The organism is Mesorhizobium japonicum MAFF 303099, assembly GCF_000009625.1.
Taxonomy (GTDB): Bacteria; Pseudomonadota; Alphaproteobacteria; order Rhizobiales; family Rhizobiaceae; genus Mesorhizobium; species Mesorhizobium japonicum.
On record NC_002678.2, the window covers coordinates 905,921 to 919,034 of the forward strand.

The 13,114-nt window shown below is 64.0% G+C and carries 12 protein-coding genes; 3 read left to right on the forward strand and 9 right to left on the reverse strand.

What is annotated here, in order from left to right; all coding sequences use genetic code 11:
* Positions 1-32 precede the first annotated feature (32 nt).
* The 9 genes from tatC to MAFF_RS05525 all read right to left on the reverse strand — a co-directional run bounded on the left by tatC (position 33) and on the right by MAFF_RS05525 (position 11,462).
* Entirely contained in the window at positions 33-908 is an 876-nt protein-coding gene (gene tatC / locus MAFF_RS05485) for a twin-arginine translocase subunit TatC (protein ID WP_010909890.1), read from the reverse strand.
* On the reverse strand, positions 905-1,660 hold the full coding sequence (tatB, locus tag MAFF_RS05490; RefSeq protein WP_044547812.1) for a Sec-independent protein translocase protein TatB: 756 nt from the start codon (positions 1,658-1,660) through the stop codon (positions 905-907). Before tatB ends, tatC begins: the two co-directional genes overlap by 4 nt.
* Before the next feature lie 31 nt (positions 1,661-1,691).
* Positions 1,692-1,913 (reverse strand): twin-arginine translocase TatA/TatE family subunit, encoded by a 222-nt coding sequence (locus tag MAFF_RS05495; RefSeq protein ID WP_010909892.1) that lies wholly within the window; start codon positions 1,911-1,913, stop codon positions 1,692-1,694.
* A 180-nt stretch (positions 1,914-2,093) separates the two neighbouring features.
* On the reverse strand, positions 2,094-2,858 hold the full coding sequence (scpB, locus tag MAFF_RS05500) for an SMC-Scp complex subunit ScpB (protein WP_010909893.1): 765 nt from the start codon (positions 2,856-2,858) through the stop codon (positions 2,094-2,096).
* Positions 2,855-3,658, reverse strand: coding sequence for a segregation and condensation protein A (locus tag MAFF_RS05505; protein WP_044550554.1), 804 nt, complete (start codon positions 3,656-3,658; stop codon positions 2,855-2,857). Before MAFF_RS05505 ends, scpB begins: the two co-directional genes overlap by 4 nt.
* Before the next feature lie 63 nt (positions 3,659-3,721).
* On the reverse strand, positions 3,722-4,741 hold the full coding sequence (gene nagZ, locus MAFF_RS05510; protein ID WP_010909895.1) for a beta-N-acetylhexosaminidase: 1,020 nt from the start codon (positions 4,739-4,741) through the stop codon (positions 3,722-3,724).
* Positions 4,742-4,908: 167 nt separating this feature from the next.
* Positions 4,909-8,325: an SPOR domain-containing protein gene (locus tag MAFF_RS05515; RefSeq protein WP_044547815.1), complete on the reverse strand. Its 3,417-nt coding sequence runs from the start codon at positions 8,323-8,325 to the stop codon at positions 4,909-4,911.
* Between the two features lie 103 nt (positions 8,326-8,428).
* On the reverse strand, positions 8,429-10,186 hold the full coding sequence (gene argS / locus MAFF_RS05520) for an arginine--tRNA ligase (RefSeq protein WP_010909897.1): 1,758 nt from the start codon (positions 10,184-10,186) through the stop codon (positions 8,429-8,431).
* 61 nt (positions 10,187-10,247) lie between these two features.
* Positions 10,248-11,462 (reverse strand): deoxyguanosinetriphosphate triphosphohydrolase, encoded by a 1,215-nt coding sequence (locus MAFF_RS05525; RefSeq protein WP_010909898.1) that lies wholly within the window; start codon positions 11,460-11,462, stop codon positions 10,248-10,250.
* Between the two features lie 76 nt (positions 11,463-11,538).
* Between MAFF_RS05525 and erpA the strand changes: the two genes are divergently transcribed.
* From erpA to xth, 3 genes are read left to right on the forward strand one after another with little or no spacing between them, the layout of a single operon-like run.
* Positions 11,539-11,886, forward strand: coding sequence for an iron-sulfur cluster insertion protein ErpA (gene erpA / locus MAFF_RS05530; protein WP_010909899.1), 348 nt, complete (start codon positions 11,539-11,541; stop codon positions 11,884-11,886).
* Between the two features lie 4 nt (positions 11,887-11,890).
* Entirely contained in the window at positions 11,891-12,283 is a 393-nt protein-coding gene (locus MAFF_RS05535) for a VOC family protein (protein ID WP_010909900.1), read from the forward strand.
* Between the two features lie 7 nt (positions 12,284-12,290).
* Positions 12,291-13,085: an exodeoxyribonuclease III gene (gene xth / locus MAFF_RS05540; protein WP_010909901.1), complete on the forward strand. Its 795-nt coding sequence runs from the start codon at positions 12,291-12,293 to the stop codon at positions 13,083-13,085.
* Positions 13,086-13,114 lie beyond the last annotated feature (29 nt).

Genomic DNA, 13,114 nt, shown 5'->3' on the forward strand with positions numbered 1-13,114 from the left:
GGCGGTTGTTGTTTTCCGCCGCCGCTGACGGCTTACGAAGCAGCCGGCGCCGGAGGCTCGTCCGGTGTCTTGTCGGCCACGGTCTCCCCGGCTTCCTGCTTCTCGCGCGCCAAGCGCTCGCGCTCCTGGCTGCGCTCGATCAGCCTGGCCGACCAGATGGCGACCTCGTAGAGCAGGATGGTCGGGATGGCCAAACCGATCTGGCTCATCGGATCGGGCGGCGTCAGCACCGCCGCGACGACGAAAGCAATGACGATCGCCCATTTGCGCTTCTCGGCCAGCGCCTTGGACGACAGCATGCCGACACGTGTCATCAGACTGGTCACCACCGGCAGCTGGAACACCAGGCCGAAGGAGAAGATCAGCGTCATGATCAGGCTGAGATATTCCGACACTTTCGGCAGCAGCGAAATCTGCACCTGGTCGTCCGTGCCGGCCTGCTGCATGGCAAGGAAGAACCACATAACCATCGGGGTGAAGAAGAAATAGACCAGCGACGCGCCCATCAGGAACAGGACGGGTGACGCGATCAAGAACGGCAGGAAGGCGTTGCGCTCGTTCTTGTAGAGGCCGGGCGCGATGAATTTGTAGATCTGCGTGGCGATCAGCGGAAAGGCGATGACCATGCCGCCGAACATGGCGAGCTTGACCTGCGTGAAGAAGAATTCCTGCGGCGCGGTGTAGATCAGCTCGACCTTGTGCGGGTCGAGACCCGCCCACTTCGTCGCCCATTTGAAGGGAACGACCAGGAGGTTGAACAGCTTCTTGGCGAAGAAGAAGCACACCAGGAAGGCGACGAAGAAGCCGCCGAGCGACCAGATTAGCCGGCGACGTAGCTCGATGAGATGCTCGATCAGCGGCGCCGACGATTTTTCGATCTCGTCCTTTTCCTTGTCCGAAACGCTCACTTGGCGGCTCCCGCCGTCTTCTTGGCCGATGGCTTCTTCGCCGGAGCAGGTTTCGGTTCGGCTTTCGCCACGGTCTTTGCCGCAGCCGCCTTTGCGGGCTTTGCTGCTGTCACGGCCTTTGTCGACGCCTTAGGCGCGGATGCTGCTTTTGCGGCCGCAGCAGGTGCGACTTTTGCCGTCACCGACTTCGCGGATGTCGAGGCCTTGGGCTGCGCCTTTGCCGCTGGCGCCGCCTTGGCGGCTTTCTTGGCTGCGGATGCCTTCGGCGCCGCGGCAGGTTCCGTGGATGCCGCCACCACCGATTCATCGGTCATGGCCGGGAAAATCGGCGTCGGCGGCGTGGCTCCCGCGGCGCTGACGCCAGGCATTTCCGTCGCACCGTTCTTCAGCGGCTCGGCCGCCTGCGGCGTCGAAGCGGCAGGCGCTGCCGGATCGGCGGCCGGCTTCGGCTTCATCGCCGCGTCGACGCCGGCGCGCACATCGGCCGCTGCCTGTTCGAACGGATTGAGCTGCTTGCGGATCTCTGCAACGGGGCTGAGGCCCCTGAGTTCGTCGACCGACTTCTTGACGTCGTCGAGCTCGGCTTCCTTCAGTGCTTCGTTGAACTGTTTCTGGAAGTCGGCGGCCATAGAGCGCAGCTTCGCCGTCGTGCGACCGAAGGTGCGCAGCATATTGGGCAAATCCTTCGGCCCGACGACCACGATCATGACGATCGCGATCACCAGCATTTCGGTCCAGCCGACTTCAAACATGGCACTCTGTTCCGACTAGAACTTTTTTGGCTCAGCTCTTGCTGGCTTTTTCCTTCACGGCCGAAACGGTCTCGTCGGCACGGTGTTCGACGGTGCGTTTGTCGTCGGCGACGTCGTCGTCCGCCATGCCCTTCTTGAAGCTCTTGATGCCTTTGGCCATGTCGCCCATCAGCTCGGGAATCTTGCCGCGGCCGAAAACCAGCAGCACGATCACCAGCACGATCATCCAGTGCCAAATCGAAAATGAACCCATAGCAAATCTCTCTCGAATGTTTTCCCTGGCGATGATCTATGCGTTTTCGCGTTGGGATTCAAACACAACAGCGACAGAGTTTATGAAAGGGTGACGGATGTCACGCTTTTTCGACTCGCTGGCCCGCTACCAATCGGCGCATCTACGATCTACCGGCGCAGTTGGACAGAGCGCCAGCGGTCAATCTTCCGTGACGCGCGGCGTCAGCAAGCCGAGTTCCTCCAGATCGATGTCGGTCAGCGGATCCTCGTCCTCGGTCAGCAGGTCGGGGTCGGCCGGCGGCTGCGGGATGGAGAAATTCGACGGCATGCGGCCCGAGAGCAGGCCCGCCCCCTTCAGTTCTTCCATGCCGGGAAGATCGCGGATTTCCTCGAGCGCGAAATGGTCGAGGAAGGTTTCCGTGGTGCCGTAGGTGACGGGACGGCCGGGCGTCTTGCGGCGGCCGCGCATGCGCACCCATTCCGTCTCGAGCAGCGTGTCCAGCGTGCCCTTCGACGTCTCGACACCGCGGATATCCTCGATCTCGGCGCGCGTCACCGGCTGGTGATAGGCGATGATCGCCAGCACTTCGAGCGCAGCGCGCGACAGCTTGCGCTGCTGCACCGTGTCGCGGCTCATCAGGAAGGCGAGATCGCCGGCGGTGCGGAAAGCCCAAGCGTCGCCGACCCGCACCAGATTGACGCCGCGCCGGGAATAGACCTGCTGCAGCTCGGCCATGGCAAGGGCGACATTGATGCCGTCGGGAAGGCGTGCGGCAAGCTGCTTTTCGCTGACGGGTTCGGTGCTGGCGAACACGATCGCCTCTGCCATGCGCACGGCTTCCGCAATATGCAGCCGCTCGGCCGGGTTCTGCACCGGATTCTCGGCCGAAGTCTGGTCGAGATCGCCTTCCAGTTCATCGTCCACCTTGAAGGGGATAACCGAAGCGTTGGCGCGTTCGCTCATGATGCCACCTCGACTGCCTTGATTGCCGGTGCGCGGTGATCGCGCAGATAGATCGGCGCGAACACCTCGTCCTGGCGCAGATCCATCTTGCGCTCGCGCACCAGTTCCAGTGTCGCCGCGAACGAGCTGGCGATCGCCGTGCGCCGCTCTTCCGGGCTGGTCATGTATCGGATGAGGAAGCTGTCCAGCGCCGTCCAGTCGCGCAGCGAGCCGATCAGCCGGGTCAGGATGTCGCGCGCATCCTTGAGCGACCACACACCCCGCCTGGCGATCGTCACATTGGTGACCGCCTGCTTCTGCCGCTGCTGGGCATAGGCGGTCAGCAGATCGTAGAGCGACGCCGAATAGGCGTTGCGCTTCTCGATGATGACCATTTCGGGCATGCCGCGCGCGAACACGTCGCGCCCGAGCCTGTTGCGGTTGACCAGACGCGCCGCCGCATCACGCATCGCTTCCAGCCGCTTCAGCCGGAATTGCAGCACGGCCGCCAGTTCCTCGCCGCTTTCGCCCTCTTCGCCCGGCTGCTTGGGGATCAACAGCTTCGACTTGAGGAAGGCGAGCCATGCCGCCATCACCAGATAGTCGGCCGCAAGTTCGAGCCGCAGCGCCCTCGCTGTCTCGACAAAGGCCAGATACTGCTCGACCAGCGCCAGGATCGAGATGCGCGCCAGATCGACCTTCTGGGTGCGGGCAAGGTGCAGGAGTAGATCGAGCGGGCCTTCGAAGCCGGCCACGTCGACGACCAGCGACGGATCGCCGGTGACGCGTGAATCGTCGTTCTCGGCCCACAGGCGGTCCATCGGTGCGGCCTTCGCGGCCTTGCTTTCCAATGTTTCCGCCACTGCCTTTGTCACTTCCTTGGGTTAGGCCACCGCATCGAAATAGGTGGCAAATTCGGCGCGTATCTCGGTTTCCTCGGCCGCGTCGCGTTTCCTTATATAGGTCAGCGCCCGCTTTGCACGCTCCAGCGACTTGCCTTCAAGCCCCGTGGTGCGCGACGCAATGCCCGCCATCTCCTCGAAAACGCCGTTGCAGTGAAGGACCAGATCGCAGCCCGCCGCAAGGATCGACGCCGCCTTTGTCGGGAAATCCCCAGAAAGTGCCTTCATCGAGGTGTCGTCGCTCATCAGAAGCCCGTCAAAGCCGATGTCGCGGCGGATGATCTCGTCGATGACCTTGCCGGAAGTCGTCGCCGGGTTCTTGGGGTCGATGGCGCTGTAGACCACATGCGCCGTCATCGCCATCGGCAGGTCGTTGAGCTCCCGGAACGGGGCAAAGTCATGCCGTTGCAGATCGCTGAGCGACGCATCGACAACAGGCAGCTCGAAATGCGTGTCGGCAAAGGCCCGTCCATGCCCCGGAATGTGTTTCATGACAGGCAGCACGCCGCCCGACATCAGGCCTTCGGCGGCGGCACTGCCGAGTTCGATGACCGCGCGCGGCTCCTTGCCGTAGGCGCGCGCGCCGATGACGTCGCTGGCGCCTTCGATCGGCACGTCGAGCACCGGCAGGCAATCCGCGGTGATGCCGTAGCGCAGCAGGTCGAAGGCGTGCAGGCGCGCCATCAGCCAGGCAGCGCGGGCGCCGGCGTCATGATCGTCGCGCCACAGCGCGCCAAGCGCCCCGCCCGCCGGATAGTTCGGCGCCAACGGCGGCCGCAGGCGTTGCACCCGACCGCCTTCCTGGTCGATGAACACCAGCGCGTCCGGCCGCCCGATGCAGTCGCGCATCTCGGCGACGAGATCGCGGATCTGCTCGGTCTCGCCGATGTTGCGGGCAAACAGGATGAAGGCCCATGGGCATTCATTGCGATAGAAATTGATTTCTTCGCGGGTGAGCGATTTCCCGGCACAGCCGAGGATCATGGATTTTGATTCGGTCATATCAAGAGTCTAGGGCTTCACGCGGCCAAAGGGAATCGTCTGGGATCTCAGGCCGCTATCACAAGGCATGCTTCCACATGAAAAAGTCAGGTATATGAAAAAACGCTGGGCACATGAAAAAGCCGGCGCAACCTTGGGCCGCGCCGGCTTTGATGGGTTGAACGCGCCTAGCGTGAGACGAAGCAGTTGCCGCCGGCGGCCTTGTAGCTGGTGCACAGATTGATGGCATCGTTGCGCGACTGGGCCACAACGCGGACGCGGTAGAACGTGCCCTTGCCGGCAATCTCGGCCTTGACGATGTTGGCGGTGCGGCCGGCAAGCACGCTGCCATAGCGGCGCTGCAGATCCTGGTAGGTCGACTGGGCGCTTTCCACTGTCGGCTGCGAAGCAACCTGCATCGACCACGAACCATTGCCGGTCGCCGTCGTTGCCGGGTCAATGGACGCGACCTGATCGGGCTTCACCTCGCCGACGACGTCGACGGGCTGGTCGGACGGGCGCTGCGGCGCGATCGCAACCTTGGCCGGCGTGTTGGCCGACTGCGCCTTGGCCGGTTTGGCCGCCGGCTTGAGCGCCGGCTCGTCGCCCGACTGGTCCGCGGCCGGGGCCACGGTGCCGGTCTGGTCGGCATCGGCGGACGGCGCGGCGACATGCTGCGGCGCCGGATCGCTCGGCTCGGCGGCCGCAACCTGCGGCGCGGCCGGCGCCGGATCCTCGCGCGGCACCAGCGAGCCATCCGATTTGACCACCATCGTCCTCACCTTGCGCGGTGCGACGGCGACGACATCGGTGTTGTTGCCCTTGTCGGTATCCTGCAGCACCTGCGCGATGCGATCCTCGGACTTGGGGGCGGGCGCCGTATTGTCGGCCGGAGCAAGATTGCCAGCCGGTGCAGCACTTGCAGTCGGCGCCGCACTGGCGGTCGGCGCGGCATTGCCATCATCGGCTCCGCCGACGGTAGCACCCTGGCCAGCAGAAAGATCGACGGCACGGGCCGGATCCTTGGCCTGCACGTCAACCGGGATCTCGGTGTTGGTGACAAGCTTCTGCTGCACCGGCTCGGCCGGCTTCGCGCCCTTGACCACCGCGTCGTAGACCTTGTTGTCCTGGTTCGGCACCACGGTGCCGCCCGGATTTTCCGGCTTGACCTTGATCGGGGAGTTGTCGGCCTTGACGATCACCGGCGCGTCGCTGCCGCCCTTGCCGCCGAAAGACAGGGCAAAGGCGCCAAGACCGCCTGCGATCGCCACGGCACCGACGATTGCTGCGATGAAAAGGCCACGGCGGCCCGACGGCCTGGCCGCTTCCCGCTCGCCGAGACCCGGAACGGACATTGCTTCGTCCAGCTCTGGATCATAGTCGAGCTCATCGACGGTGAAATCGTCCGCCTGCGAGACCGGCTGGCTGCCGGGCAGATTGTCGAGGTCGAAGCCGTCGGCGGCGTCGGCATAGCCAGTGTTCGCTGCTGCACGGGCGGGCATTTCCGCCGGCCGCGCCGCATAGGTCCGCGCTTCCGGCTGATAGGCCGGTTTGACCCCGTCATAACCCGGTTTGACCCCGTCATAACCCGGTTTGACCCCGTCATAACCCGCTTTGGGTTCTTCATAGGCCGGCGACTGATAGGCCGATTTGTATCCGCCATCAAAGGTCTCATCGGCATAGGCAGCGCTGCTTGCGGGCGCAGCTGGAACAGGCGGAACCTCCACCGTATTCATTTCCGTCAGAAGGCTGGCGAACTCGGCGTCGAGATCGTCATAGCCTGATGCGGCCGGTTCATCTTCCTCGAAATGCAGTTCCGGAATGTCGAGATCGTCCGCCAACGCCACGACGCGCTCAGGCACATCGACCGTTTCGACATCGGGCATCTCTTCTTCGTAGCGCGAGGACGGTCGCGGCTGCGGCGCGGAAGCGGGCGCCGCATAGGGAGCGGCCGCAACCGGCTCGGGCGCACGGTAGGACGGCACCACGGCCACTGCAGGGGCCATTTCCGGCACGGCGGGCCTGGCCGCCATCGAAGCGGCCGGCTGTGCGGCGAATGTCGGCTGCTGGGGAACCGGTGTCACGCGGCTCCACGAACGGGTCGGCTCGGTCGGTGCGGAGCGTTCGGCCAGCCAATCGAGGGAATCGGCCTGATCCTGCCGCGAAGCTGCCTCGTCGCGCGGATCGAGGCTCCTCGCCAAGGCCGCGTCGAACGCATCGTCGTCCAAATCGATGTCGCCATGATCGGCAGGGTCCGCGCCCAGATCCTGGCCTTGAAGCTCATCGACCAGCAGATCGTTGAGATCGGCATCGGCGGCGTGGGCGGCGCTGGAGGCATGCGGATCCGCGGTCGCATGTTCGTCGAGATCCCAGTCGAGATCGGCAGCTTCCTCGGCGGCCTTTGCAGGCGCGGCAGCATATGGAGCAGCATACGGCTGAACGGGAGCGGCAACCGGCTGAGCCACAACGGGCTGAGCCGCGACAGGCTCCTTGGCCGAGGTGCGCGCTGTCATGGCGCCGAGCAGCGCGTTCAACTCGTCTTCGAGGCTGCGTTCGTCCGCCGCGGCGGCCGGCTGGGGCTCAACCATGATGGCTGTCGGCTGGACCGCAGCAGCAACCTCGGCGGCCGGCTCTTCGGCAGGCTCGGCGAACGCGTCGTCCAGGTTCAGATCGAAATCATCGTCCGAAACGGCTTCGGAGCTCGAGAACTCCTCCCTCGCATCCATGGCATCGGCGGGCGCGTCGTGCGCCTCTGCCGCATCAAAGGGCACCGGCTCGTCCGCATGAACGTCGAAATCCATATCGACATCCGCCATTGCGGCCTCGAAGCGACCGTCGAAATCGTCGTCGGAAATCGCCTCAGCCTCGTTCGCGGCCGGCTCCGGATAATCGACCGCGGCCACAGCCGCATGGCGCTGATCCGGCGAATGGTCGTCAAGCATCAGCTCGTCTTCGAGCGAAAGCGCGACCGTGTCGTCGAATTCATGCTCGGCGGCCGGCTCGACAGCCACCGGCGCTTCGGCAACCGCATGCTGGGCCTCGACGGCCTCCTCTTCGATCTCGGCAGCCTCGATGTGGAAATCCTGATCGAGCGACGCGGCAAGCTCGTCTTCCATCGGCAGATCGTCCTCGAAGGGCGAAACGTCCTCGAGCGAACTGGCGACGGCGTTGTCGAAATCGGCGTCGAAGGCAGGTTCGACGGAGGGTGCGGCGTCGGCAGCGCCGGGATTGGCATGGCTGGCGACAGCCCCCTGCTCATCGGCACCCGTGAAGTCCAGATGGAAATCGTCGTCGAGCGACAGCGCAAGATCGTCGTCGGCCGCTTGCGTGGCCGCCGTTTCAAATGCCGGCTCATGAGCCTCGACAACCGGAGCGTCGACGCTGTCACCAGCGTCGAACTCACCCATCAGTTCCTTTTCGAGGTCGATGTCGAAATCGTCCTCTTGCACGGGCTGACTGGCGGCAGCGGCCTGCGGTTCGACCCGCGCCTGCTGCTTGACCGGCTGGCGTGGGTCGAATCCCATGATCCTGGTCAGTTCCGCGAACGGATCATCGTCAGCGACGTCGTTGTTGTCGGCTACTCTCAGCTGGGTTCTGTCTGCCATTATTGTTCCCGAACTCGCACTCATTCGGACGCCATGGACGTCGCGCAGGGTTGGCCCTTACCAGCGCAATGTGGGCAAAAGGTGACAGGTTTTTTAGTCAAACCTAACGCATTTCGGTGGGCGCAGCGGCTCCGATCAGCGTCAGGCCGGACGTCAGAACGTCCGAAACAGCCTGCACCAGCCCTAGTCTGGCATGCGTCAATTGTCGGTCGTTAACCTTAACAAAACGTAAGTCCGGATTATCCGTGCCCCGGTTCCAGTGTCCGTGGAAACTGGAAGCCAGATCATAGAGGTAAAATGCCAGCCTATGCGGCTCCAGCGCAAGAGCGGCGGACTCGATCAGGCGGGGATATTCGGCGAGCTTGCGGATCAGGCCGATCTCGCCCTCGTCGGTCAGCGAAGCCGCGGCGGCAGCCAGGCTCTTGCGATCGAAATTCGCCTCGCCCAATTGCTCGCTTGCCTGCCGGAACACCGAATGGCAGCGCGCCGAGGCGTACTGCACGTAAAACACCGGATTGTCCTTGGACTGTTCGGTCACCTTGGCGAAATCGAAATCGAGCGGCGCATCGCTCTTGCGGTACAGCATCATGAAACGGATGGCGTCGCGGCCAACCTCCTCCACGACTTCCCGTAGCGTGACAAAATCGCCCGACCGCTTCGACATGCGAATGGGCTCGCCGTCACGATACAGCTTGACCAGATTGCACAACAGGACAGTGAGTTTCACCTCGTCGCCGGCGATTGCCCTCGCCAACGCTTCCAGCCGTTTGACGTAACCGCCATGGTCGGCGCCGAGCACGTAAATGAGGTCGACGAAGCCGCGATCGACCTTGTCCTTCAGATACGCCACGTCGGCGGCGAAATAGGTGAACGACCCGTCCGACTTGACCAGCGCCCGGTCCATATCGTCGCCGACCGCCGTCGAGCGGAACAACGTCTGCTCGCGATCTTCCCAATCGTCCGGCTTCTCGCCCTTGGGCGGCGGCAGCTTGCCCTTGTAGATATGCCCCTTCAGCGTCAGGTCATTGATCGCCGAACGGATCTTCCTGGCATTGTCGGCATGCAGCGTGCGCTCGGAGAAGAACACGTCGTGATGGACGTTGAGCAGCGCCAGATCATCGCGGATCATCGCCATCATCGCGTCGATCGCACGGTCCTTGACGATGGCCAGCGCCTCATCCTCCGGCATCTGGAGCAGGCCGTGGCCGAACTCCTTCGCCAGCGCCTGGCCGAGAGGAACCAGATAGTCGCCGGGATAAAGGCCGGGCGGAATCTCGCCGATCTCGTCGCCGAGCGCCTCCCGGTACCGCAGTATGACAGAACGGCCGAGCACGTCGATCTGTCCGCCGGCATCGTTGATGACATATTCCTTGGTCACGTCGTAACCGGCGAAGGCCATCAGATTGGCGAGCGCATCACCGACAACGGCGCCCCGGCAATGGCCGACATGCATCGGCCCCGTCGGGTTGGCCGAGACATATTCGACATTGGTTTTCCGGCCGGCGCCGACCGTCGAGCGGCCGTAATTGCGGCCATCGCCCAGCAGCGCCGACAGATGTGCCTGCCAGAAGCCGTCCTTGAGCCGCAGATTGACGAAGCCCGGGCCGGCAACCTCGGCGGCGGCGACATCCTTGTCATCGCGCAGCGCCAACGCCAGCTTCTCGGCCAGCGCGCGCGGGTTCTGGCCGGTGGGCTTGGCCAGCACCATCGCCGCATTGGTCGCGAGGTCACCATGGCTGGCGTCGCGCGGCGGTTCGACGGCAATGCGCGACAGGTCGGGCGAAATGCCGTCCTTGTCTTTCAAATCAAGAGCTTCGACAGCCTTTGTGACTCGCGCGGTGAAATCGGCGAAGATGTTCATGGGTATTGCTCTGGCGGTTTTAGGCGAATCCGGCTCGTTGGCCGGCAAAATCGCGCTCGCCCTAGCTCAAATCCGGGGTGCGGTCAAACAAACGCCTGTGTTCCTTGAGCGCATAGGTGTCGGTCATCCCTGCCAGGAAATCGGCGACGCTGCGCGCCTTGATGCGATCCTCGGCCCGGTCCAGCCCCTCGCGCCAACCGTCGGGCATGGCGCGCGGGTCGGCGAAATAGACGTCGAACAGGTCCCTGACGATCTGCTCGGCGCCGGCGCGCACCCGCATCACCTCCTCGTGCCGGTAGAGATGCTTGTAGAGAAAGGCCTTCAGTTCCTTCTCGGCCGCGGCCATCTCGGCGGAAAAGGTCACCATCGTCTCGCCCGCCGCCCTCACCGCGTCGGCGCTACGCGGCCCGACGCGTTCCAGATTTGCGGTCGCCGAAACGATGACATCCTCGACCATGGCGGTGATCTGCCGCCGCATCAGTTCGTGGCCGGTGCGCACGTCATCGAGCCTGGGGTAACGTTGGCGTACGCCTTCCAGGATCTTTCCCGGCAGCGAGACGGTTTTCAGCATGTCGAGCGTCAGCAGCCCTGCCCGCAGCCCGTCGTCGATGTCATGCGTGTTATAGGCGATGTCGTCGGCGATCGCGGCGCATTGCGCCTCGATGCCGGCGAAGCGATCGAGTTCGAGATCCTGCATCTGCGAATAATCACGTATCGCCTGCGGTACCGGCCCCTTCAAGCCTTTGCCGCTGGCGTCCGTCAGTGGGCCATTATGCTTGACCAGTCCCTCCAGCGTCTCCCAGGTCAGATTCAGCCCGTCGAATTCGGCGTAGCGCGCCTCCAGCCGCGTCACGATGCGCAGCGACTGGGCGTTGTGGTCGAAGCCGCCCCAGGCCGCCATCTTGTCGTTCAGCGCGTCCTCGCCCGTATGGCCGAAGGGCGTGTGGCCGAAATCATGCACCAGCGCCACCGCCTCGGCGAGATCCTCGTCGCCGCGCAGTGCCCGCGCCACCGCCCGCGCGATCTGCGCCACCTCGATCGAATGGGTCAGCCTTGTGCGGTAGTGATCACCTTCGTGGGCGATGAAGACCTGCGTCTTGTGCTTGAGCCGCCGGAACGCCGTCGAGTGGATGATGCGGTCGCGGTCGCGTTGGAACGGCGTGCGGGTCGGGCTCTCGACCTCGTCGAACAGCCGTCCGCGCGAGAGCGCCGGATCGGTGGCATAGGCCGCGCGCGGCCGATAGCCGAACCCGATGTCGCCCAACTCATTGGTCATGGCTGATGCTGCCGCAGTTGACTTGGCCCTTTGCGCTTCATACCTATCATGTGAAACCGAAAGCAAGGTGACGCCCATGGGCGCTGATGCCAAGACTGCCATGAAAGTCGACATGACCGAGGCCGCCGCCAGGCGGATCGCCGAGATTGTCTCTGGCGAGGCCGGCAAGACGGCGCTGCGCGTTTCCGTCGAAGGCGGCGGCTGCTCCGGATTCTCCTACAAATTCGACCTGGTCGACACGCGCAACGACGACGATGTCGCCATCGAGAAGGACGGCGCCACGGTGCTGATCGACGATTTGTCGCTGGTCTATATGGGCGGCTCGGTGATCGATTTCGTCGACGATCTGATGGGGCAGTCCTTCCAGATCCGCAATCCGAACGCGGTCGCCTCCTGCGGCTGCGGCACGAGCTTCTCCATCTAACGGCATGCCTGCCATCGGCGCGGTCCGTCAGGTCGCGCTGTCGGCCGGACGCAATCTCGATTCGACGCTGGTCTTCTGGCGCGATGTGCTCGGCATGGGCGTTCATGCCCGTTACGATCCGCCGGGCATCGCCTTCATCATGGCCGGCGATGTGAGGATGCTGTTCACCGACGGCATACCGGCCGGCACCGTTTATCTCGATATGACCGGCCTCGAAGCCTTCCACGCCGAGGCGAAAGCCGCGGGCGTCCCCTTCACCGCGCCGCCGGCGCTCGTGCATCGCGATACCGAAGGCACCTTCGGACCGCCGGGGGAAAGCGAGTGGATGGCCTTCCTAAAGGACCCGGCAGGCAATACGATCGGCCTCGTCGAACGCCATCCGCCGCAGGAAGAATAAGACCGTCATGAAAATCGTCACCTGGAACATCAACGGCGTTCGCGCCCGCATCGGCAATCTGACCCATTGGCTGACCGAGAGCGCGCCCGACATTGTCTGCCTGCAGGAGATCAAGACGGTCGACGAGCAGTTCCCGCGCGCCGAGATCGAGGCGCTGGGCTACAATGTCGAAACCAATGGCCAGAAGGGTTTCAACGGCGTCGCGCTGCTGTCGAAGCTGCGCTTTGACGAAGTCATCAGAGGCCTTCCGGGCGACGACACCGATGAGCAGGCGCGCTTCATCGAAGGTGTGTTCTCGACCGACAAGGGCGCGCTGCGGGTCGCCTCTCTCTATCTGCCGAACGGCAATCCGATCGATGACGAGAAGAAATTCCCCTACAAGCTGAACTGGATGGCGCGGCTGGAGCGCTGGGCCGAAGAGCGGCTGAAGCTGGAAGAGGCGCTGGTGCTGGCCGGCGACTACAACGTCATTCCCGAGCCGATCGACGCGCGTTTTCCGGAGAACTGGCTGGGTGACGCGCTGTTCCAGCCGCAGACGCGGCAGGCCTTTCGCCGGCTGCTCAACCTCGGTTTCACCGAAGCGGTGCGCGCGGTCACCGATGCCCCCGACACCTACACCTTCTGGGATTATCAGGCCGGCGCCTGGCAGAAGAACAACGGCATCCGCATCGACCATCTGCTGCTGTCGCCGGAGGCCGCCAACCGCTTCTCGTCGGCCTCGATCGAAAAACATGTGCGCGCCTGGGAAAAGCCGTCCGATCACGTGCCGGTGGCGATCGATCTCGCCTTGCAGCCGGCCTGACCGGGACCCTTCTGCCGGCGAATCGCCCC